The sequence below is a fragment of the Pseudomonas imrae genome (assembly GCF_046352735.2).
GTDB classification, from domain to species: domain Bacteria; phylum Pseudomonadota; class Gammaproteobacteria; order Pseudomonadales; family Pseudomonadaceae; genus Aquipseudomonas; species Aquipseudomonas imrae.
Genome location: NZ_CP110853.2, coordinates 370,121 through 390,598, shown reverse-complemented (window position 1 = coordinate 390,598; position 20,478 = coordinate 370,121). Strand labels below are relative to the sequence as shown.

At 59.0% G+C, this 20,478-nt stretch carries 20 protein-coding genes; 11 read left to right on the top strand and 9 right to left on the bottom strand.

Annotated features, from left to right (window positions below; genetic code table 11):
• Window positions 1-177 precede the first annotated feature (177 nt).
• On the top strand, window positions 178-612 hold the full coding sequence (locus OQ460_RS01765; RefSeq protein WP_410020217.1) for a YkgJ family cysteine cluster protein: 435 nt from the start codon (window positions 178-180) through the stop codon (window positions 610-612).
• 141 nt (window positions 613-753) lie between these two features.
• On the opposite strand, the gene typA is transcribed toward OQ460_RS01765, so the two are convergent.
• Both typA and thiI read right to left on the bottom strand, forming a co-directional pair.
• Window positions 754-2,574: a translational GTPase TypA gene (gene typA, locus OQ460_RS01760; RefSeq protein ID WP_410020216.1), complete on the bottom strand. Its 1,821-nt coding sequence runs from the start codon at window positions 2,572-2,574 to the stop codon at window positions 754-756.
• Between the two features lie 139 nt (window positions 2,575-2,713).
• Window positions 2,714-4,168 (bottom strand): tRNA uracil 4-sulfurtransferase ThiI, encoded by a 1,455-nt coding sequence (gene thiI / locus OQ460_RS01755; RefSeq protein WP_410020215.1) that lies wholly within the window; start codon window positions 4,166-4,168, stop codon window positions 2,714-2,716.
• Between the two features lie 333 nt (window positions 4,169-4,501).
• On the opposite strand from thiI, the gene glnA reads away from it, so the two are divergent.
• From glnA to ntrC, 5 genes are all read left to right on the top strand, one after another.
• A complete protein-coding gene (glnA, locus tag OQ460_RS01750; protein ID WP_410020214.1) occupies window positions 4,502-5,908 on the top strand; it encodes a type I glutamate--ammonia ligase in 1,407 nt (468 codons plus the stop codon).
• A 126-nt stretch (window positions 5,909-6,034) separates the two neighbouring features.
• The gene (locus OQ460_RS01745) at window positions 6,035-6,571 is read left to right on the top strand and encodes a chorismate mutase (protein WP_410020213.1); all 537 of its coding nucleotides are present in this window, start codon (window positions 6,035-6,037) and stop codon (window positions 6,569-6,571) included.
• 76 nt (window positions 6,572-6,647) lie between these two features.
• Window positions 6,648-7,073 (top strand): cupin domain-containing protein, encoded by a 426-nt coding sequence (locus tag OQ460_RS01740; RefSeq protein WP_410020212.1) that lies wholly within the window; start codon window positions 6,648-6,650, stop codon window positions 7,071-7,073.
• A gap of 294 nt (window positions 7,074-7,367) precedes the next feature.
• A complete protein-coding gene (glnL, locus tag OQ460_RS01735) occupies window positions 7,368-8,453 on the top strand; it encodes a nitrogen regulation protein NR(II) (protein WP_410020211.1) in 1,086 nt (361 codons plus the stop codon).
• Window positions 8,450-9,886, top strand: coding sequence for a nitrogen regulation protein NR(I) (gene ntrC / locus OQ460_RS01730; RefSeq protein WP_410020210.1), 1,437 nt, complete (start codon window positions 8,450-8,452; stop codon window positions 9,884-9,886). The genes glnL and ntrC overlap by 4 nt, the downstream gene beginning before the upstream one ends.
• Before the next feature lie 378 nt (window positions 9,887-10,264).
• Here ntrC and OQ460_RS01725 read toward each other — a convergent pair whose 3' ends face one another.
• Window positions 10,265-10,705: a hypothetical protein gene (locus tag OQ460_RS01725; RefSeq protein ID WP_410020209.1), complete on the bottom strand. Its 441-nt coding sequence runs from the start codon at window positions 10,703-10,705 to the stop codon at window positions 10,265-10,267.
• Between OQ460_RS01725 and OQ460_RS01720 the strand changes: the two genes are divergently transcribed.
• Window positions 10,704-11,159, top strand: a complete 456-nt coding sequence (locus tag OQ460_RS01720) for a tRNA (cytidine(34)-2'-O)-methyltransferase (RefSeq protein ID WP_046070509.1) — start codon at window positions 10,704-10,706, stop codon at window positions 11,157-11,159. The two genes, OQ460_RS01725 and OQ460_RS01720, sit on opposite strands and share 2 nt — an antisense overlap.
• 133 nt (window positions 11,160-11,292) lie before the next feature.
• Here the strand turns inward: OQ460_RS01720 and secB are convergent, their stop codons facing one another.
• From secB to OQ460_RS01705, 3 genes are read right to left on the bottom strand one after another with little or no spacing between them, the layout of a single operon-like run.
• Window positions 11,293-11,772: a protein-export chaperone SecB gene (secB, locus tag OQ460_RS01715; RefSeq protein WP_410020208.1), complete on the bottom strand. Its 480-nt coding sequence runs from the start codon at window positions 11,770-11,772 to the stop codon at window positions 11,293-11,295.
• Window positions 11,773-11,813: 41 nt separating this feature from the next.
• Window positions 11,814-12,068, bottom strand: coding sequence for a glutaredoxin 3 (gene grxC / locus OQ460_RS01710; protein WP_410020207.1), 255 nt, complete (start codon window positions 12,066-12,068; stop codon window positions 11,814-11,816).
• A 1-nt stretch (window position 12,069) separates the two neighbouring features.
• Window positions 12,070-12,483 (bottom strand): rhodanese-like domain-containing protein, encoded by a 414-nt coding sequence (locus OQ460_RS01705; protein ID WP_410020206.1) that lies wholly within the window; start codon window positions 12,481-12,483, stop codon window positions 12,070-12,072.
• A gap of 151 nt (window positions 12,484-12,634) precedes the next feature.
• On the opposite strand from OQ460_RS01705, the gene gpmI reads away from it, so the two are divergent.
• The 4 genes from gpmI (at window position 12,635) to OQ460_RS01685 (ending at window position 17,824) form a co-directional block, all read left to right on the top strand.
• The gene (gpmI, locus tag OQ460_RS01700; RefSeq protein WP_410020205.1) at window positions 12,635-14,164 is read left to right on the top strand and encodes a 2,3-bisphosphoglycerate-independent phosphoglycerate mutase; all 1,530 of its coding nucleotides are present in this window, start codon (window positions 12,635-12,637) and stop codon (window positions 14,162-14,164) included.
• A gap of 259 nt (window positions 14,165-14,423) precedes the next feature.
• On the top strand, window positions 14,424-15,710 hold the full coding sequence (locus tag OQ460_RS01695; RefSeq protein WP_410020204.1) for a murein hydrolase activator EnvC family protein: 1,287 nt from the start codon (window positions 14,424-14,426) through the stop codon (window positions 15,708-15,710).
• A gap of 31 nt (window positions 15,711-15,741) precedes the next feature.
• Entirely contained in the window at window positions 15,742-17,049 is a 1,308-nt protein-coding gene (locus OQ460_RS01690) for a S41 family peptidase (protein WP_410020203.1), read from the top strand.
• Between the two features lies 1 nt (window position 17,050).
• Window positions 17,051-17,824, top strand: a complete 774-nt coding sequence (locus OQ460_RS01685) for a divergent polysaccharide deacetylase family protein (protein ID WP_410020202.1) — start codon at window positions 17,051-17,053, stop codon at window positions 17,822-17,824.
• Window positions 17,825-17,957: 133 nt separating this feature from the next.
• Here OQ460_RS01685 and OQ460_RS01680 read toward each other — a convergent pair whose 3' ends face one another.
• The 3 genes from OQ460_RS01680 to hisA form a co-directional block, all read right to left on the bottom strand.
• The gene (locus tag OQ460_RS01680) at window positions 17,958-18,713 is read right to left on the bottom strand and encodes a substrate-binding periplasmic protein (protein WP_410020201.1); all 756 of its coding nucleotides are present in this window, start codon (window positions 18,711-18,713) and stop codon (window positions 17,958-17,960) included.
• Between the two features lie 65 nt (window positions 18,714-18,778).
• Window positions 18,779-19,549 (bottom strand): imidazole glycerol phosphate synthase subunit HisF, encoded by a 771-nt coding sequence (gene hisF, locus OQ460_RS01675; protein ID WP_003171107.1) that lies wholly within the window; start codon window positions 19,547-19,549, stop codon window positions 18,779-18,781.
• An 84-nt stretch (window positions 19,550-19,633) separates the two neighbouring features.
• Window positions 19,634-20,383: a 1-(5-phosphoribosyl)-5-[(5-phosphoribosylamino)methylideneamino]imidazole-4-carboxamide isomerase gene (hisA, locus tag OQ460_RS01670; RefSeq protein ID WP_410020200.1), complete on the bottom strand. Its 750-nt coding sequence runs from the start codon at window positions 20,381-20,383 to the stop codon at window positions 19,634-19,636.
• Window positions 20,384-20,478 lie beyond the last annotated feature (95 nt).

The following is a 20,478-nucleotide window of genomic DNA, read 5'->3' as shown; positions in this document are numbered from 1 at the left end:
CTGACAAACCTCACGGCTGCCGGTTCGGTAGTTTTTTCACTCATTCACCAAAGATGAAATTAGATGCAGGGGCCGTGCCTGATCATCCTTTGAGCTGAAATCTGCAAAATATTGTTCAAAAAACCACCAATCCCGGTATGATCCCGCGCCCGGACAATGCCCCACCTTGGAAACCTGATGAAGCCTCAACTGATCGCCGCCGCGGAACTCGACCGTCTCGAAACGTGGCAGAAATACTCCAGCCACATGTGCGGCGGCTGCGTGTCCAGCTGCTGCACCCTGCCGGTTGAGGTGAAGATCAAGGATCTGATCCGCATCGGCATCGTCGATGAGTTCGAGCGCGGCGATCCGCCGAAGAACATCGCCAAGCGCTTGCAGAAAGAAGGCATCGTCGAGCGCTACAACACCAAATCCGAGATTTTTACCTTGCAGCGCATGAGCAATAACGACTGCCTGTACCTGGATCGTAAGAGTCGTTTCTGCACTATTTATGACAAGCGCCCGGACACCTGCCGCAATCACCCCAAGATCGGGCCACGGCCTGGGTATTGCGCGTACAAGCCCAAGGAAGTGGTGCGCGAGACCAAGTTCAAGACCCTCGACAAGTTCTGATCCAAAGTTTTTTATCACTTGGACTATCCCCGTCGCGAGCTAGCTCGCGACGGGGACGGCACAATCACTGCACATTCTGCAGGCATAAAAAAACGCCCCCGACCGAAAGGCCGGGGGCGTTTTCATTCAGCCTGAGTTAACTCAGTTCTTGGCTTTCTTGGCAGCGCGGGTACGCTCGCCTTCGTCCAGGATCTTCTTACGCAGGCGGATTGACTTAGGCGTAACTTCGCACAGTTCGTCGTCCTGGATGAATTCCAGGGCCTGTTCCAGGGTGAAGCGAACAGGTGGAACCAGGGCGATGGTTTCGTCTTTACCCGAAGCACGCATGTTGTCGAGCTTCTTGCCTTTGGTTGGGTTGACGCCCATGTCGGTGTCACGGCTGTTCAGACCAACGATCTGACCGTTGTAGATCTCTTGACCGTGTTCAACGAACAGCTTGCCACGCGCCTGGAGGGTTTCCAGGGAGTAGGTCAGCGCCTTGCCGGTTTCTACCGAGACCAGAACACCGTTCTGACGACCGGACATTTGGCCGGACTTCATGACGTCGTAGCGATCGAAGATCGAGGTCAGGATGCCAGCACCGTTGGTCAGGGTCAGGAACTGGTTACGGAAACCGATCAGACCACGAGCAGGGATGTTGTATTCCAGACGTACACGGCCTTTGCCATCCGGCACCATGTTGGTCAGGTCGCCCTTACGCAGGCCCATCTCTTCCATGACCTTGCCCTGGGATTCTTCAGGGGTGTCGATGGTCACGTTTTCGAACGGTTCGTGCTTGTTACCGTCAACAACGCGGATGATCACTTCTGGACGGCCAACGCCCATTTCGAAGCCTTCGCGACGCATGGTTTCGATCAGTACCGAGAGGTGCAGCTCACCACGGCCGGAAACCTTGAACTTGTCAGCCGAGTCGCCTTCTTCAACGCGCAGTGCAACGTTGTACAGCAGCTCTTTGTCCAGACGTTCCTTGATGTTACGGGAAGTCACGAACTTGCCTTCTTTACCGCAGAATGGCGAGTCGTTTACCTGGAAGGTCATGGAAACGGTTGGCTCGTCAACGGTCAACGGCTTCATCGCTTCAACGTTCATCGGGTCGCACAGGGTGTCGGAGATGAACAACGAGTCCATACCGCTGATGCACACGATGTCGCCTGCCGAAGCTTCTTCAACGTCTACACGGTGCAGACCGTGGTGACCCATCAGCTTCAGGATACGACCGTTACGGCGCTTGCCGTCAGCGTCGATGGCAACAACCGGGGTGTTCGGCTTGACGCGACCACGGGCGATACGGCCAACGCCGATAATGCCCAGGAAGCTGTTGTAGTCCAGTGCCGAGATTTGCATCTGGAACGGACCATCACGGTCAACTTGTGGCGCTGGTACGTTGTCGACGATCGACTGGTACAGCGGAGTCATGTCTTCGGCCATGGCGGTGTGTTCCAGACCGGCAATGCCGTTCAGGGCCGAGGCGTAGACGACTTTGAAGTCCAGCTGTTCTTCGGTGGCACCCAGGTTGTCGAACAGGTCGAAGATCTGGTCCAGAACCCAGTCTGGACGCGCGCCCGGACGGTCAACCTTGTTGATCACCACGATTGGACGCAGGCCGGCTTCGAAAGCCTTCTTGGTCACGAAGCGGGTTTGTGGCATAGGGCCGTCTTGAGCGTCAACCAGCAGCAGAACGGAGTCGACCATCGACATTACGCGTTCAACTTCGCCGCCGAAGTCGGCGTGGCCCGGGGTGTCCACGATGTTGATGTGGTAGCCGTTCCAGTTGATGGCGGTGTTTTTCGCCAGGATGGTAATACCGCGCTCTTTTTCCTGGTCGTTGGAGTCCATCACGCGCTCGTCGTTGAGCTCGTTGCGCTCCAGAGTGCCGGATTGACGCAAGAGTTTGTCTACCAGGGTGGTTTTACCGTGGTCAACGTGGGCAATGATGGCGATGTTACGTAGATTTTCGATCACTTGTGTATCTCGATCAGAGGATTCGGTGTGCTGACAGGTCGTGGCAGCGATTAACAGTAGAGTCAGGCCTTGCCGTTACAGCTTGACGGCAGAGTCGGGGGGCCGGTGACGCAGGCCACAGGCAAACAGCCCCGGGCTCTTAGCTCGGTCGATAAACGCGCACATTGGCATGCCCCTCACTGAGCAAATGGTGGGCATGCAGGCGACTCATCACGCCTTTGTCGCAATACAGCAGGTACTGACGGCTGTTATCCAGTTCCTTAAAACGCGCGTTCAATGCATAGAACGGCAGCGTTTGTACGTCGATGCCGGCGATTTCCAGCGGCTCGTCGCAAGCCACATCCGGGTGACGGATGTCGATGACGATCTGACCCGCCAGGGCTTCGCCGACTTCTTCGATCTGTACATCCTGGCCCAGTTCATCGATCACCCGATCGATCGGCACCAGCTTGGCGTTCTCGAGCGCTCGCTCCAGAACCGCCATGTCGAATTCTTTCTCTTCATGCTCCACGCGATGGCGCTTGGCATGGGTCTTGGGGTTCACCGAGATGACCCCGCAGTACTCAGGCATGTGCTTGGCGAAATCAGCGGTGCCGATTTCGTTGGCCAGGTCGATGATGTCCTGCTTGTGACTGGCAATCAGCGGGCGCAACACCAGCTTCTCGGTCACGCAGTCGATCACCGACAGGTTCGGCAGCGTCTGGCTGGAAACCTGGGAGATCGCCTCACCCGTCACCAGCGCGTCGATCTGCAACCGGTCGGCAATTCTCGACGCAGCGCGCAACATCATACGCTTCAATACTACGCCCATATGACCGTTATCGACTTTTCCGAGAATTTCTCCCAGAACTTCCTCAAACGGTACGCTGACAAACAGCACGCGCTGGGAGCTACCGTACTTTTTCCAGATGTAATGCGCGACTTCCATCACGCCCAATTCGTGTGCACGCCCGCCCAGGTTAAAGAAGCAGAAGTGGCTCATCAGCCCGCGACGCATGATCTGGTAGGCCGCCACCGTGGAATCGAAACCGCCGGACATGAGTACCAGGGTCTGTTCCAGGGCGCCCAGCGGGTAGCCGCCGATGCTGTTGTGCTGGCTGTGAATGACAAACAACCGTTGGTCGCGAATTTCCATGCGCACTTCAATTTGCGGCGCTTTCAGGGAAATTCCGGCGGCCCCGCACTCGCGACGCAGCTTGCTGCCGACGTATTTTTCGACATCCATGGAGCTGAACGGATGCTTGCCGGCGCGCTTGCAACGCACAGAAAAAATCTTCCCGGCAAGCTCGCTGCCAAAGTGCAGCCGGCACTTTTCGGTGATGTCGTCGAAGTCGCCCAGCGGGTACTCATCGACCTGCAGAAAGTGCGCGATGCCCGGCATGCAGCTCAGGCGCTCGGTCAACTCCTTCAAGGCCTTGGGGTCGGTCACGCGGGTTTCCAGCTCGAGGTTGTCCCACACGCCATTCACCACCACAGCCGGGTCCAGATCGCGAAGCACGGCACGGATGTTCTTGGCCAATTGACGGATGAAACGCATCCGTACCGGTCGGCTCTTGATGGTGATCTCGGGGAAGACTTTAACGATTAATTTCATGGAAACAGCGCGCGCAGAGCCTGCCGAAAAAGGGGGGCGCGGATTATAGCGGAAATCGCTCAAGGTTTGACCAGTTAATATACAAACGGTACCAGTCGCACTAAAACGGTGCGTTAACATGCTTTTGCGCCACATTGCAGTGCGCGCTTTGCTTCGTTTTAACGGTTTGCACCTTTATAGGGGCGATTTTGAGGCAAAAAGGCCATGTTGGCGCACTGGCATGCAATTTGCTCTCTTGTGAGGCAGGTTGCCATGGCGGACTATCCGCGCCGGCATCACCCACATTCCAAGGGCTACTCCACTACCCAAGCCCGAAGCCACCCGGAGGACACTATGTCGAAGTCGGTTCAACTCATCAAAGATCATGACGTTAAATGGATTGATCTGCGCTTCACGGACACCAAAGGCACTCAGCACCACGTGACCATGCCGGCTCGCGACGCGCTGGATGACGCCTTCTTCGAAGAAGGCAAAATGTTCGACGGTTCCTCCATTGCTGGCTGGAAAGGCATCGAAGCTTCCGACATGATCCTGCTGCCGGACGACACCACCGCCGTACTCGATCCATTCACCGAAGAGCCGACCCTGATTTTGGTCTGCGACGTGATCGAACCTTCGACCATGCAAGGCTACGATCGCGATCCACGTGCAATCGCCAAGCGTGCCGAGGAATACCTGAAGTCCACCGGGATCGGCGATACCGTGTTCGTAGGCCCGGAGCCCGAGTTCTTCATCTTCGACCAAGTGAAATTCAAGTCCGATATCTCTGGCTCGATGTTCAAAATCTTCTCCGACCAGGGTTCGTGGATGTCCGACCAGGACGTGGAAGGTGGCAACCATGGCCACCGTCCAGGCGTCAAAGGCGGTTACTTCCCGGTTCCGCCGTTCGACCACGACCACGAAATCCGTACCTCCATGTGCAACGCCATGGAAGAAATGGGCCTGGTCATCGAAGTTCACCACCACGAAGTGGCAACTGCCGGCCAGAACGAAATCGGTGTGAAATTCAACACTCTGGTAGCCAAGGCTGACGAAGTCCAGACACTGAAGTACTGCGTCCACAACGTGGCTGTAGCCTATGGCCGCACCGCGACCTTCATGCCGAAGCCACTGTACGGCGATAACGGTTCGGGTATGCACGTTCACCTGTCCATCGCCAAAGATGGCAAGAACACCTTCGCTGGCGAAGGTTATGCCGGCCTGTCCGACACCGCCCTGTACTTCATCGGCGGCATCATCAAGCACGGCAAGGCCCTGAACGGTTTCACCAACCCGTCGACCAACTCCTACAAGCGTCTGGTCCCAGGTTTCGAAGCTCCAGTGATGCTGGCCTACTCGGCTCGCAACCGTTCGGCCTCGATCCGTATTCCTTACGTGTCCAGCCCGCGCGCTCGCCGTATCGAAGCTCGCTTCCCGGATCCGGCAGCCAACCCGTACCTGGGCTTCGCTGCCCTGCTGATGGCTGGCCTGGACGGCATCCAGAACAAGATCCACCCAGGCGACGCCGCCGACAAGAACTTGTACGACCTGCCGCCTGAAGAGGCCAAGGAAATCCCACAAGTGTGCGGCAGCCTGAAAGAAGCCCTGGAAGAACTCGACAAGGGCCGTGCGTTCCTGACCAAAGGCGGCGTGTTCAGCGACGACTTTATCGATGCCTACATCGCCCTGAAAAGCGAAGAAGAGATCAAGGTCCGCACCTTCGTACACCCACTGGAATACGAGCTGTACTACAGCTGCTGATCCGGTAACGCTGCGGATGTAGCGTGATGAAAAAGACCTCCTTCGGAGGTCTTTTTTTTTGCGCCAAGTTTAGTCCACTGGTAATGACGCCACTCCAGACCTGCAAACCCCACAAGGAGATCTCCATTGAAATATAGATTTGCATTCGCCCTGCTGCTTGTCAGCGCCAGTGCCAGCGCCGCGCCGCCTGCCCTTGAGCCGCTGCTCAACAGCATCGCAGAACGCCTGGCCATTGCCGATCAGGTGGCCCTGAGCAAATGGGACAGTCACAAACCCGTGGAAGACAAGAAACGCGAGCAAGAGGTAATCGCCAACGTCATCGCCCAGGCATCAAGTTACAAACTCGACCCTGCCGCCGCCGAGCAGTTTTTCTCGGCACAAATCGAGGCGAACAAACTGGTGCAGTACACCCACCTCTCCGACTGGCAGTTCCAGGGCAAAGCGCCCGACGACCCGCGCCCCGACCTAGTGAAGAAGATTCGCCCGCAACTGGACCTGCTGCAAAAACGCCTGCTGCAGCAATTGGCCGACTTTTCCCCCCAGCGCACCAACCCAGACTGCCCACGATGGCTGGCCCAGGCGGTGCATTCGCAGCTCAATGATCCATTGCGCCAACTTGCGATGATCCGCGCCACCGCCGAATTGTGTACGCGGCCTACTTGATTTGAAGTCTCGTCCTGCATCCTCCCCATATCGGTAGACATAGCCTGACAAGTCATTTACCGATCAGGATGGAACCATGGACACCCTCAAATGCATGATTGCAACAGCTCTGGGCTTGTCGTTGCTTGGCTGCGGCACCCAGCCTAAGAATGCGGCACCCATCGAGAAGGAGGTCTTGCTTGAACGCAGCGAGTCATGGGATGGCGCGCCCTACAAAGCCTACCCCGCCGGTCCGCCGCAGCTCACGCTGATACGCCTCAAGATCCCTGCGCATACTCAGTTGCCATGGCACACCCACCCGATGCCGAACGCCGCTTACATCGTATCGGGAGAGTTGACCGTTGAAACCCGCAAGAGCGGGGCGACTCGCACCTTGAGACAAGGGCAGACCCTGGCCGAGATGGTGGGCACCGAACATCGCGGCATCACCGCAGAGACACCGGTTGAGCTCCTGGTATTTTACGCGGGCAGTACGGGCATGCCGCTGTCCGAGCAACGCTGATAAAGCGTCTATCGCGGATCGTTTCCACCACGCATTGAAAACGATCCGCTCACCACTTCTTGAACGCCCCTCACAAAATCGCACTATATTGGTGCGATAGACTGCACCCTGTTTAACGATCAACCCATTTTGGTTCGAGATATCCCGAAAAAGCTGGCTTTACGCCATAGTTTCGCGCCGTTCCCGCTTATTTCAGGGCTTTTACGCTTCTTTTCGGAGCCTTGGTTTGGTTTTTGCATTTTCCTTGTATCAGCGTGCGCCTCAAGCCCGCGCCTTGCTCCAAAAGAGGTCCTAATGACCATCAACGACGCACTGCACCGCTTGCTACTCGACAACCTGACCACCGCGACCATTCTGCTCAATGACCAATTACGCCTTGAGTACATGAACCCAGCGGCGGAAATGCTGCTGGCCATTAGTGGTCAGCGCAGTCATGGACAATTCATCAGCGAACTGTTCACCGAGTCCGCCGAAGCCTTGAGTTCGTTGCGCCAGGCCGTGGAGCAGGCCCATCCGTTCACCAAGCGCGAAGCGATGCTTACTGCGCTTACCGGCCAGACCCTGACCGTCGACTACGCTGTCACGCCGATCCTGAGCAACGGCGCCACCCTGCTGCTGCTGGAGGTACACCCCCGCGACCGCCTGCTGCGCATCACCAAGGAAGAGGCGCAATTGTCCAAGCAGGAAACCAGCAAGATGCTGGTGCGCGGCCTCGCCCACGAAATCAAAAACCCGCTGGGCGGGATTCGCGGTGCGGCCCAGTTGCTGGCGCGCGAGCTGCCCGACGAAAACCTCAAGGACTACACCAACGTCATCATTGAAGAGGCCGACCGCCTACGCAATCTCGTAGACCGCATGCTCGGTTCCAACAAGCTGCCATCCCTGGCAATGACCAATGTGCATGAAGTGCTGGAGCGTGTTTGCCAACTGGTGGAGGCCGAAAGCCAAGGCTGCATCACTTTGGTGCGCGACTACGACCCGAGCATCCCCGACGTATTGATCGACCGTGAACAGATGATTCAGGCGGTACTCAATATTGTGCGCAACGCCATGCAAGCCATCAGCAGCCAGAACGAGTTGCGCCTGGGCCGTATCAGCCTGCGCACCCGCGCCCTGCGCCAGTTCACCATCGGCCATGTGCGCCATCGTCTGGTGACCAAGGTCGAGATCATCGACAACGGCCCGGGCATCCCGGCCGAGCTGCAGGAAACCATCTTCTTTCCCATGGTCAGCGGTCGCCCGGACGGTACCGGGCTGGGCCTTTCCATTACCCAGAACATCATCAGCCAGCATCAGGGCCTGATCGAATGTGAAAGCCATCCCGGCCACACGACCTTTTCGATCTTTCTGCCACTGGAACAAGGAGCCCCATCGACATGAGCCGTAGTGAAACCGTCTGGATCGTCGATGACGACCGTTCTATCCGCTGGGTCCTGGAGAAAGCCTTGCAACAGGAAGGCATGACCACCCAAAGCTTCGACAGCGCCGATGGCGTGATGAGCCGCCTGGCGCGCCAGCAGCCGGACGTGATTATCTCCGACATCCGCATGCCCGGCGCCAGCGGCCTGGACTTGCTGGCGCGAATTCGCGAACAACACCCGCGCTTGCCGGTGATCATCATGACCGCGCACTCAGACCTGGATAGCGCTGTGGCGTCCTATCAAGGCGGTGCATTTGAGTACTTGCCCAAGCCATTCGACGTCGATGAAGCGGTCGCGCTGGTCAAGCGCGCCAACCAGCACGCCCAGGAGCAGCAAGGCCAGGACGTCGTACCGACGCTGACCCGTACGCCGGAAATCATCGGCGAAGCCCCAGCGATGCAGGAAGTGTTTCGCGCCATCGGACGCTTGAGCCACTCCAATATCACCGTGCTGATCAACGGTGAGTCCGGCACCGGCAAAGAACTGGTGGCCCATGCCCTGCACCGTCACAGCCCACGGGCGGCCTCGCCGTTCATTGCCTTGAACATGGCGGCCATTCCCAAGGACTTGATGGAATCCGAATTGTTCGGGCATGAGAAAGGCGCATTCACCGGCGCCGCCAACTTGCGCCGCGGCCGCTTTGAACAAGCGGACGGCGGCACACTGTTTCTCGATGAAATCGGTGATATGCCGGCCGATACCCAGACCCGGCTGTTGCGGGTACTGGCCGATGGCGAATTCTATCGGGTGGGCGGCCACACTCCGGTCAAAGTCGATGTGCGGATCATCGCCGCGACTCACCAGAACCTCGAAACCCTGGTCCACGCCGGAAAATTCCGGGAGGACTTGTTCCACCGCCTCAATGTGATCCGCATCCACATCCCGCGGATGTCGGATCGTCGCGAGGACATCCCGACCTTGGCCCGTCACTTCCTGAGCCGCGCCGCCCAGGAACTGGCGGTCGAGCCAAAGCTGCTGAAGACCGAGACCGAGGAGTACCTGAAGAACCTGCCGTGGCCAGGCAATGTGCGCCAGTTGGAGAACACTTGCCGCTGGATCACGGTGATGGCATCCGGGCGCGAAGTGCATATTGGCGACCTGCCACCCGAACTGCTGAGCCTGCCGCAGGATTCTGCCCCCGTGACCAACTGGGAGCAGGCGTTGCGCCAATGGGCTGATCAGGCTCTCGCACGCGGCCAATCGAACCTGTTGGACAGCGCAGTGCCGGCCTTCGAGCGGATCATGATTGAAACCGCCCTCAAGCACACAGCAGGCCGCCGCCGCGACGCCGCAGTACTGCTGGGCTGGGGCCGCAATACCTTGACGCGCAAGATCAAGGAGCTGGGAATGAAAGTGGATGGCAGTGACGACGACGAGGGTGAAGAGGGCTGACACAGCTTTCAAACTCACTGGCCCCCTAAAACTGTGGCCTTGTGTGGGAGCGGGCTTGCTCGCTCCCACATTTGGCTCCCAGCAATTCCAGGGGTCGTGCACCGTTTCAATGCACCCTGAACCGGCATCGCGCACAAACCCTAGGCCACTTTCAGAAAAATCCGCCCCCTGAAAACACAAAAGCCCCGTAATCCGGGGCTTTTGTGTTTATGAAGAATTTTCTGACACGATCTCGCAATTCTGGCACGTGCCCTGCAACAACCCCGCTACTACCCAGTTTCGGGGACCTTGGTACAGGCAGGCCGAGAATCCCCTCTTTAATTCGAGCTTCACACTGTTTTGGGAGCCCTGGTACAGGCAGGCCGGGAACTCCCTCTTTTATTGCTCCTGGAGATGGATCTCCAACCGCCAGCGGTCATCGACCTCGGCTCCCGACCACTGCCCACGCAGCGGCCGCGCCGCCACCACGCTCAGCAACAAGCCCGCATCGGTCTTGCGCAGCCGCCAGTTCACATTCTTGTCGTTGACCTTTACTTGCCCCGCCTGAGCCCGGCCCTGCGCGTCGAACAGCAGCGCCACGGTGCCATCGATATGTTCACCGTGCAGCTTGGGTTCGCTGTTGAACCACACCACCAGGCCACCCACTGCGGGCTCCACATGTTGCAGTTCAATCGGGTCCGGGGTGGTCAGCCGGCCGATCATCAAGCCCACCATCAGGCCAACAATCGCCAACGACCCCAAAACCCTCGGCAATAGCTTCGGCCTGGGATCGTCTTCAGGGGTAGAATGCAGCGCATCTTTACCTTCGGAGCCGTGCATGTTTCACGTCATCCTTTTTCAACCAGAAATTCCGCCGAACACCGGCAACGTTATCAGGCTGTGCGCCAACAGCGGCTGCCACCTGCATTTGATCGAGCCGCTGGGCTTCGACATGGACGACAAGCGCTTGCGCCGGGCCGGGCTGGACTATCACGAGTACGCCACCCTGCAACGTCACGCCGACCTGGCCAGTTGCCTGGAAAGCCTGGGCCACCCGCGCCTGTTTGCGTTCACCACCAAAGGTTCGCGACCGTTTCATGATGCCAGCTTTGCCGAAGGTGATGCCTTTCTGTTCGGCCCGGAGAGCCGTGGCCTGCCGGCCGATGTGCTCGACGCCCTGCCCGATGGTCATCGCCTGCGCCTGCCGATGCGCGAGGGTTGCCGTAGCCTGAACCTGTCCAACACCGTGGCAGTTGCGGTCTACGAAGGCTGGCGCCAGCTCGGTTTCAAATAACATACAAAACAAATGTGGGAGCGGGCTTGCTCGCGATAGCGGTCTGTCAGCCACATATTTGTTAACTGACAGACCGCTATCGCGAGCAAGCCCGCTCCCACACAAGCCCACCCACATTTGGAATCGCGTCGGCTTATTGAACCGTTGGCGCAGCTTCCTGTTGCATGCGCTGCAGCTCTTGCGCGTACAGGGCATCGAAGTTCACCGGAGCCAGCATCAGCGCCGGGAACGAGCCACGGGTGACCAGGCTGTCCAGGGTTTCGCGAGCATATGGGAACAGGATATTCGGGCAGAACGCACCCAGCGTGTGGCTCATCGAGGCGTCGTCCAGACCCTGGATCAGGAAGATGCCGGCCTGTTGCACTTCAGCGATGAACGCAACTTCTTCACCGTTCTTCACGGTGACCGACAGGGTCAGCACCACTTCGTGGAAGTCGCCTTCCAACTGCTTTTGACGGGTGTTCAGATCCAGGCCAACGCTTGGCGTCCACTCCTGACGGAAGATGGCCGGGCTTTTCGGCGCTTCGAACGACAGGTCGCGTACGTAGATACGCTGCAGGGAAAACTGCGGGCCTTGGGCTTCTGCTGCTTCGGTGTTCTGTTGGTCAGTCATCGCAGATCCTTTCTCTATCTTGGGTCTTAAGGGGTTGAGAATCAGGCTTGAAGCAGCGCATCCAGCTTGCCGGCGCGCTCCAGGGCAAACAGGTCATCGCATCCACCGATGTGCTTGCTGCCGATCCAGATCTGCGGGACCGACGTGCGGCCAGCCTTCTGGACCATCTCGGCACGCACCTGTGGCTTGCCATCGACCTTGATCTCTTCGAAGGCAACCTTCTTGCTCTGGAGCAATTGCTTGGCTCGCATGCAATAAGGGCAATAATCGCTGGAATACACGACAACCTGGCTCATATCACTTCACCAATGGCAGGTTATCGGCGCGCCAGCTGGAAATACCACCAGAGAGCTTGGCTGCCGTGAACCCGCTTTTCATCATTTCGCGGGCGTGGCCGCCTGAGTGCTGGCCCTGGGAGTCGACCAGGATAATGGTCTTGGCCTTGTGTTTTTCCAGCTCGGCGATGCGCGCGATCAGCTTGTCCTGAGGAATATTGAGTGCGCCGACAATATGACCGGCGGCAAAATCCTTGACGGGACGGATATCGACGACAACGGCCTGGTCCTTGTTGACCAGCGCGGTCAGCTCGCCGGTACTGAGGCTGCGGCCGCCACGGCTCATTTCATGAGCGATCAGCAGCGCCAGCAGTACGACAAAGGCACCGACCAGCAGATAGTGAGAGGTAGCGAATGCAATCAGGTGATCAACCATCTAGGAGGTTCCAGGGCGTTAAAATGGCGGTAAGTATACACAGCCGTCATGGCCGGCCAACCCCCGTAAGGCGGTGACGGCATCGGAACTTCGCTTTAAACTGCCACTCCCTTTTCAATCGCCTTCCTTTAATACCGCCGCGAGAGGATCTATGACTACTACGCCTAAACCTTTGGTCCTGATGATTCTCGATGGCTTCGGTCACAGTGAAAGCCACGAATCCAACGCCGTGTACTCGGCCAACAAGCCCGTACTGGACCGCCTCACCGCTACCGTGCCTAACGGCCTGATCTCGGGGTCGGGCATGGACGTGGGCCTGCCGGACGGCCAAATGGGCAATTCGGAAGTCGGCCACATGAACCTGGGCGCCGGACGAGTGGTGTATCAGGACTTCACCCGCGTGACCAAATCCATTCGCGATGGCGAGTTTTTCGAGAACCCGACCCTCTGCGCAGCGGTAGATAAAGCTGTCGCCGCCGGCAAAGCCGTGCATTTCATGGGCCTGCTGTCCGACGGTGGTGTCCACAGCCATCAGGATCATCTGATAGCCATGGCCGAACTGGCTTATAAGCGCGGCGCCGAAAAAATCTACCTGCACGCCTTCCTCGATGGCCGCGATACCCCACCGAAAAGCGCGCAGTCATCCATTGAACTGTTGGACGCAACCTTCGCGGCCCTGGGCAAGGGCCGCATCGCCAGCCTGGTGGGTCGCTACTTCGCCATGGACCGCGACAACCGCTGGGACCGTGTGGCCCAGGCCTACAACCTGATTGTCGACGGCAACGCCGAATTCAACGCTGCCACCGCCCAGCAAGGCCTGGAAGCTGCCTACGCCCGTGGCGAGAGCGATGAGTTCGTCAAGGCCACTACCATCGGTGAACCGGTCAAGGTCGAAGACGGCGATGCCATGGTGTTCATGAACTTCCGCGCCGACCGTGCCCGCGAACTGAGCCGGGTGTTCGTTGAAGACCATTTCAACGATTTCGAGCGCGCGCGCCAGCCAAAACTGGCCGGCTTTGTGATGCTGACCCAATATGCGGCCAGCATTCCGGCACCGTCGGCCTTCGCCCCCGGCAGCCTGGAAAACGTGCTGGGGGATTACCTGGCGAAAAACGGCAAGACCCAACTGCGCATTGCCGAAACCGAGAAATATGCCCATGTGACCTTCTTTTTCTCGGGCGGTCGCGAAGAGCCGTTCCCTGGCGAAGAACGCATCCTCATCCCTTCGCCAAAAGTCGCCACCTACGACCTGCAACCAGAGATGAGCGCGCCGGAAGTCACCGACAGGATCGTCGATGCCATCGAAAACCTGCGCTATGACGTGATCGTGGTCAACTACGCCAACGGCGATATGGTTGGCCATAGCGGCAACCTGGAAGCAGCGATCAAGGCCGTCGAATGTCTGGACCTGTGCGTAGGCCGCATCGTCGAGGCGCTGGAGAAAGTCGGCGGCGAAGCGCTGATCACCGCCGACCACGGCAACTGCGAACAGATGTCCGACGCATCCACCGGCCAAGCGCACACCGCGCACACCACTGAGCCGGTACCGTTCATTTATGTAGGCAAGCGCGACTTCAAGGTGCGCGACGGCGGCGTACTGGCTGACGTGGCACCGACCATGCTCAAACTGATGGGTCTGGAGAAACCCGCCGAGATGACGGGTACTTCGATTCTGGTCTGACTTCGGCCCCACCACAAAGCCTGGATGGGAGGGGGCTTGCTCCCCGATAGCGGAGTGTCAGTCGACATCTATTTGACTGATACACCGCCATCGGGAGCAAGCCCCCTCCCACATTTAATCTTCAGTGTTTGGCAGATGTCTTTCTGCCACACCCCCGCCACTCGGCACCTAACTTGCCTGCCAGCCCCAATTGGGCGTTTTTTTTGCGGCGCTTGGCGGGCATACTAGGCCGTCCCTTTCCCTGGTGTCGCCCGCCTCTATGCTTCGCGCCTTGATTACCCTTGCTCTAGTCTGCCTGCTCCAACCGGCCTTTGCCGACGAGCGTGCGCAAACCCAACAACAGTTGGACGCTACGCGTCAGGATATTACCGAGCTGAAAAAACTCCTCGGCAAGCTCCAGGAAGAAAAATCCGGGGTGCAGAAAGACCTGCGCGGTACGGAAACCGAAATGGGCAAGCTGGAGAAGCAGGTCCAGGAGCTGCAAAAAGAACTAAAGAAGAGCGAGTCGGAACTGGAGCGGCTCGACGCTGAGAAAAAAAAACTCCAGAGCGCACGCGTTGAACAGCAACGCCTGATCGCGATCCAGGCGCGAGCCGCTTACCAGAACGGCCGCCAGGAATATCTCAAGCTGCTGCTCAACCAGCAGAACCCGGAAAAATTCGCCCGCACCCTGACGTATTACGACTACCTGAGCACCGCTCGCCTGGAACAACTTAAAAGCTTCAACGAGACGCTGCGCCAGTTGGCCAACGTCGAGCAGGAAATCGCCGACCAGCAGAACCAACTGCTGGCGCAAAAAACCAGCCTTGATGCCCAGCGCGATGAATTGGACAAGGTCCGTAAGGAGCGCCAGCAGGCGTTGGCCAAGCTCAATAGTGACGTGAAGGCCCGTGACGCCAAGCTCAAGAGTCGTCAACAGGACCAGGCCGATTTGGCCAAGGTGCTGAAAACCATCGAAGAAACCCTGGCACGCCAGGCTCGCGAGGCCGAACAAGCGCGACAAAAAGCGCTGATTGCCCAGCAGGAAGCTGAAAAAAAGCGCCAGCGTGAAACCCAAGCGGTCACCAGCGACGCTCCGCGCAAGCCGGTGCGCTCCGCTCCCGGACCACTGGTTTCCAGCGCCGGCGAATCCTTCGGCGGTCCTTTTGCTTCAGCCCGGGGCAAACTTCCATGGCCAGTTGATGGTCGATTGCTTGCACGCTTTGGCCAGACCCGTGGCGACGACACCCGCACCAAATGGGACGGTGTGATGATCAGTGCGTCCGCCGGCAGCCAGGTGCATGCTGTCCACGGCGGGCGGGTAGTGTTTGCCGACTGGCTGCGCGGTGCGGGCTTGCTGGTGATTCTTGACCACGGCAATGGCTATTTGAGCCTTTACGGCCACAATCAGACATTGCTCAAGGCAGCAGGTGACGTTGTAAAAGCCGGCGATTCCATCTCCACTGTCGGTAACAGTGGTGGCCAGGACACTCCGGCGTTGTACTTCGCTATTCGTCAGCAGGGTCGCCCCAGCGATCCTGCACAATGGTGCAGAACCCAAGGATAAGGGTCGCATCTACATTAGGAGTTCGTTCGACATGCTGCATTTGTCCCGCCTCACTTCGCTGGCCCTGACGATCGCCCTGGTGATCGGCGCGCCTCTGGCATTCGCCGACCAGACCGTCCAGCCAGCGACAGCCGCGACCACCAAGGCGCCGTTGCCGTTGGACGAGCTGCGCACGTTTGCCGAGGTCATGGACCGGATCAAGGCAGCCTATGTCGAGCCTGTGGACGACAAGACCCTGCTGGAAAATGCCATCAAGGGCATGCTCAGCAACCTCGACCCACACTCCGCCTACCTGGGCCCGGAAGACTTTGCCGAGCTGCAGGAAAGCACCAGCGGTGAGTTCGGCGGCCTGGGCATCGAGGTTGGCGCCGAGGACGGCATCATCAAAGTGGTCTCGCCCATCGATGATACCCCGGCGTCCAAGGCCGGCATTCAGGCCGGCGACCTGATCGTCAAGATCAACGGCCAGCCGACCCGTGGCCAGACCATGACCGAAGCCGTCGACAAGATGCGCGGCAAGGTTGGCCAGAAAATCACCCTGACCCTGGTGCGTGACGGCGCCAGCCCGTTCGATGTGACCCTGACCCGGGCCACCATCACGGTCAAGAGCGTGAAAAGCCAGTTGCTGGAGTCCGGCTACGGCTATATCCGCATCACCCAGTTCCAGGTCAAGACCGGCGATGAAGTGGCCAAGGCCCTGGCGAAGATGCGCAAGGACAACGGCAAGAAACTCAACGGCATTGTCCTGGACTTGCGCAACAACCCTGGCGGCGTGCTGCAATCGGCCGTGGAAGTGGTCGACCACTTCGTTACCAAAGGCCTGATCGTCTACACCAAGGGCCGGATTGCCAATTCCGAATTGCGCTTCTCGGCCACCGGCAACGACCTCAGCGAAAACGTTCCACTGGCCGTGCTGATCAACGGCGGCAGCGCCTCGGCCTCGGAGATCGTCGCCGGCGCCCTGCAAGACCAGAAACGCGGGGTGCTGATGGGCACCACCAGCTTTGGCAAGGGCTCGGTACAAACCGTGTTGCCGCTCAACAACGAGCGCGCCTTGAAGATCACCACGGCGCTGTATTACACGCCTAACGGTCGTTCGATCCAGGCCCAGGGCATCGTGCCTGACATCGAGGTACGCCAGGCCAAGATCACCAACGAACAGGACAACGAATATTTCAAGGAAGCCGACCTGCAAGGTCATCTGGGCAATGGCAACGGTGGCGCCGACCGGCCGACCGGCAGCAGCCCGAAAGCCAAGCCGATGCCCCAGGACGATGACTACCAGTTGGCCCAGGCCTTGAGTCTGCTCAAGGGCCTGAGCATCACCCGCAACCGCTGATATGCACTGTGGATTGATCATCACGCTGCTGTGCTGCCTGGCAGGAGTTGCACACGCGACCCCTGCCGACAAGTCCCATAAAGCCTACCTCACGCTTATCATCGACGACCTGGGCCAGAATCTGGCCCGGGATCGTCGCGTGCTGGCCCTGCCCGGCCCGGTGACCGCGGCAATCATTCCCGACACCCCCCACGCTGGCGAAGTCGCTCGCGAAGCGCACCGTGCCGGCAAGATCGTGATCCTGCACATGCCCATGGACCCAGCCACCGGACCGTTCGCCTGGCACCCCGAACTGCCCATCGACGAACTGGGCAAGCGCCTGGATGCAGCGTTCGAGGCGGTTCCCTACACCGCCGGCATCAACAACCACATGGGCAGCCGCATGACGGCCGAGCCTTTGGCCATGACGTGGTTGATGGGCCAACTGCAGCGTCGGCACAAGTTCTTTGTCGACAGCCGCACCAGCGCCAAGACCGTGGCGGCCGCCGAGGCGCAAAAAATCGGCCTGGCTCATGTCTCGCGGGATGTGTTCCTCGATGACGAACGCACCGAAGCGGCGATCACCACTCAACTGCAGACAGCTATCAAGCTGGCCCATAAACAGGGCTCGGTGGTGCTGATCGGCCATCCTTATCCACAGACCCTGGCAGTGCTGGAGCGCGAACTGCCCAAACTCAAGGCTCAGGGCGTCGAGTGGATCGATATCAAGCTGATGATCAGCGTGCGCAGCAACCAAGCCATGGCCGGGCACGGCAAGAATGGCGTTTACCGTTAGATAAGACGGCGAAGGTCCGTTGTAGGAACAGGTTTTATCGCGGTCTTCCAGCTGGCATTGCGGTGCTTGGTACTCAGCTATCGCGAGCAAGCCCGCTCCCACAGGGACCGCATTTCTATGTGGATCCTGCCAGTTATAGGTACTTCGCCATGATCTCGTCGACAACGCCGTCCTTGCGCAGTTGATCAAGCGCGGCCTGCAGCCTGGCCACCACGTCATCCGGCACGTCCTTGTTCAATGCCAGATAAAGCTCGGCACTGTTGAACCGCAGCACCGTCTTGAGCCCGGAAACCCCTACCTGCCGCGCCAGATAGCGTCCGGCAGGGTCGCCGGTTGCCCAGAGGTCAATCTGACCTTCCATGAGCTTGTGCGCATTGTCCTGGTCGCGCAGTACGATGACCGGGTCAAAACCTTGTTTCTCCAGGGTCTGGGCAATGGCATCGCCCTTGTAAGCGCCGATTTTGTAGGGACGCGCCTGCGCCAGGTCGTCGAGCTGGATCTTGCTGTCAGCCTTGGCCAGCAGTACCCAATCATCCGGGCCAATGGGGCCGACCCATTTGAACAGCCCTTCGCGGTCTGGCAGGCGTGCCATCACAAATACGCCATAACCTGGTTTTTCCAGCGCGAGTCTGTAGATGCGCTCCCAGGGAAAACGCAGGGTGAGATTGTAGGAAATACCAGCGCGCTTGAAGGTTTCGCGCACGATGTCCGCAGCAATGCCCTCGATGTTCTCGTCCCTGGCGAAGTTCTTGCCGTTTTTCGCCATGTTGTAGGGCGGGAAATTTTCCGTCAGCAACACCAGCGGGGTGTCATCAGGATCAGCGGCATCAACCGGAGTCGCCAGCAAAATGGAAGCGCTGGCAAGGACAAGCAGCAGGTCTTTGAACATGAAGGGTTACCGGAATCCATGGCAGGCCCAAGAGTGCCGCGAGCCTGCCATGCTGTCCAGCACGTTCAGCGAACGACGATTCCCCGTGCAGCCATATAGGCCTTGGCCTCGGGCACGGTGTATTCGCCGAAGTGGAAAATGCTCGCGGCCAGTACCGCGCTGGCGTGGCCTTCGATGACGCCGTCGGCCAGGTGCTGCAAATTGCCGACACCGCCCGAAGCAATCACCGGAATGCCCAGCGCATCGCTGATGGCGCGGGTAACGCCCAGGTCGAAGCCGTTTTTCATGCCGTCCTGGTCCATGCTGGTCAGCAGGATTTCACCGGCGCCCAGGCCTTCCATCTTCATCGCCCACTCCACCGCATCCAGCCCGGTGGGCTTGCGGCCGCCGTGGGTGAAAATCTCCCAGCGCGGGGTTTCACCGGGGCCGGAAACCTTCTTGGCATCGATGGCGACAACGATGCACTGCGAGCCGAAGTGCTGCGCAGCTTCACCGACAAACTCCGGATTGAAAACCGCCGCGGTGTTGATCGAGACCTTGTCCGCGCCGGCATTGAGCAGGTTGCGGATGTCTTGCACAGTGCGCACACCACCGCCGACGGTCAGCGGGATAAATACCTGGCTTGCCATGCGCTCGACGGTATGCAACGTGGTATCGCGGCCATCGACGCTGGCGGTGATGTCGAGAAAGGTAATCTCGTCGGCACCCTGTTCGTCGTAGCGACGAGCGATTTCCACCGGGTCGCCGGCGTCACGGATGTTCTCGAACTTGACGCCCTTGACCACGCGACCGTTGTCGACGTCCAGGCAAGGGATGATGCGTTTGGCCAGCGCCATGGGCTTATCTCCGATATAGAGTTGCAAGCTACAAGCTATAAGCTGCGAGTAGAAGCCGATCGGCTTTAACTCGCAGCTTGCGGCTTACGACTTGGAACTGGCCGCGTAGCCATCACACAAAGCCTGGGCCTCGGACACATCCAGCGTGCCCTCATAGATCGCGCGGCCGGTGATGGCGCCGATGATGCCGGGGGCCTTGGCGTCCAGCAGCGACTTGATATCGCCCAGGTTGTGGATACCGCCGGAAGCAATCACCGGGATCTTCGTCGCCGCAGCCAGCGCAGCGGTGAAGGGGACGTTGCAGCCCTGCATCATGCCGTCTTTGGCGATGTCGGTATAAACGATGGCCGACACGCCGTCAGCCTCGAACTGCCTGGCCAGGTCGATCACTTGCACGGTGCTGATTTCTGCCCAGCCGTCGGTCGCGACAAAACCATCCTTGGCGTCCAGGCCAACGATGACCTTGCCAGGGAACGCGCGGCACGCCTCAGCCACGAAAGCCGGATCTTTCACAGCCTTGGTGCCGATGATCACGTAGCTCACGCCCGCCTTCACATAGTGCTCGATGGTTTCCAGGGACCGGATACCGCCGCCGATCTGGATCGGCAGGTTCGGGTAGCGCCTGGCAATGGCAGTCACCACCTCGCCGTTGACTGGCTGGCCTTCGAAGGCGCCGTTCAAGTCCACCAGATGCAAACGGCGGCAGCCACCTTCCACCCACTTGGCGGCCATGCTCACCGGGTCATCGGAGAACACCGTGGAATCTTCCATGCGGCCTTGGCGCAGACGCACGCAAGCGCCGTCCTTGAGATCGATAGCGGGGATAATTAGCATGCTTTTCCTTCGTCAAAGAGCTGCAAGCTGCAAGCCATGAGCTGCAAGCAAGCACGCGTTTCAATTCTTGCAGCTTGAGGCTTGAGGCTTAAAGC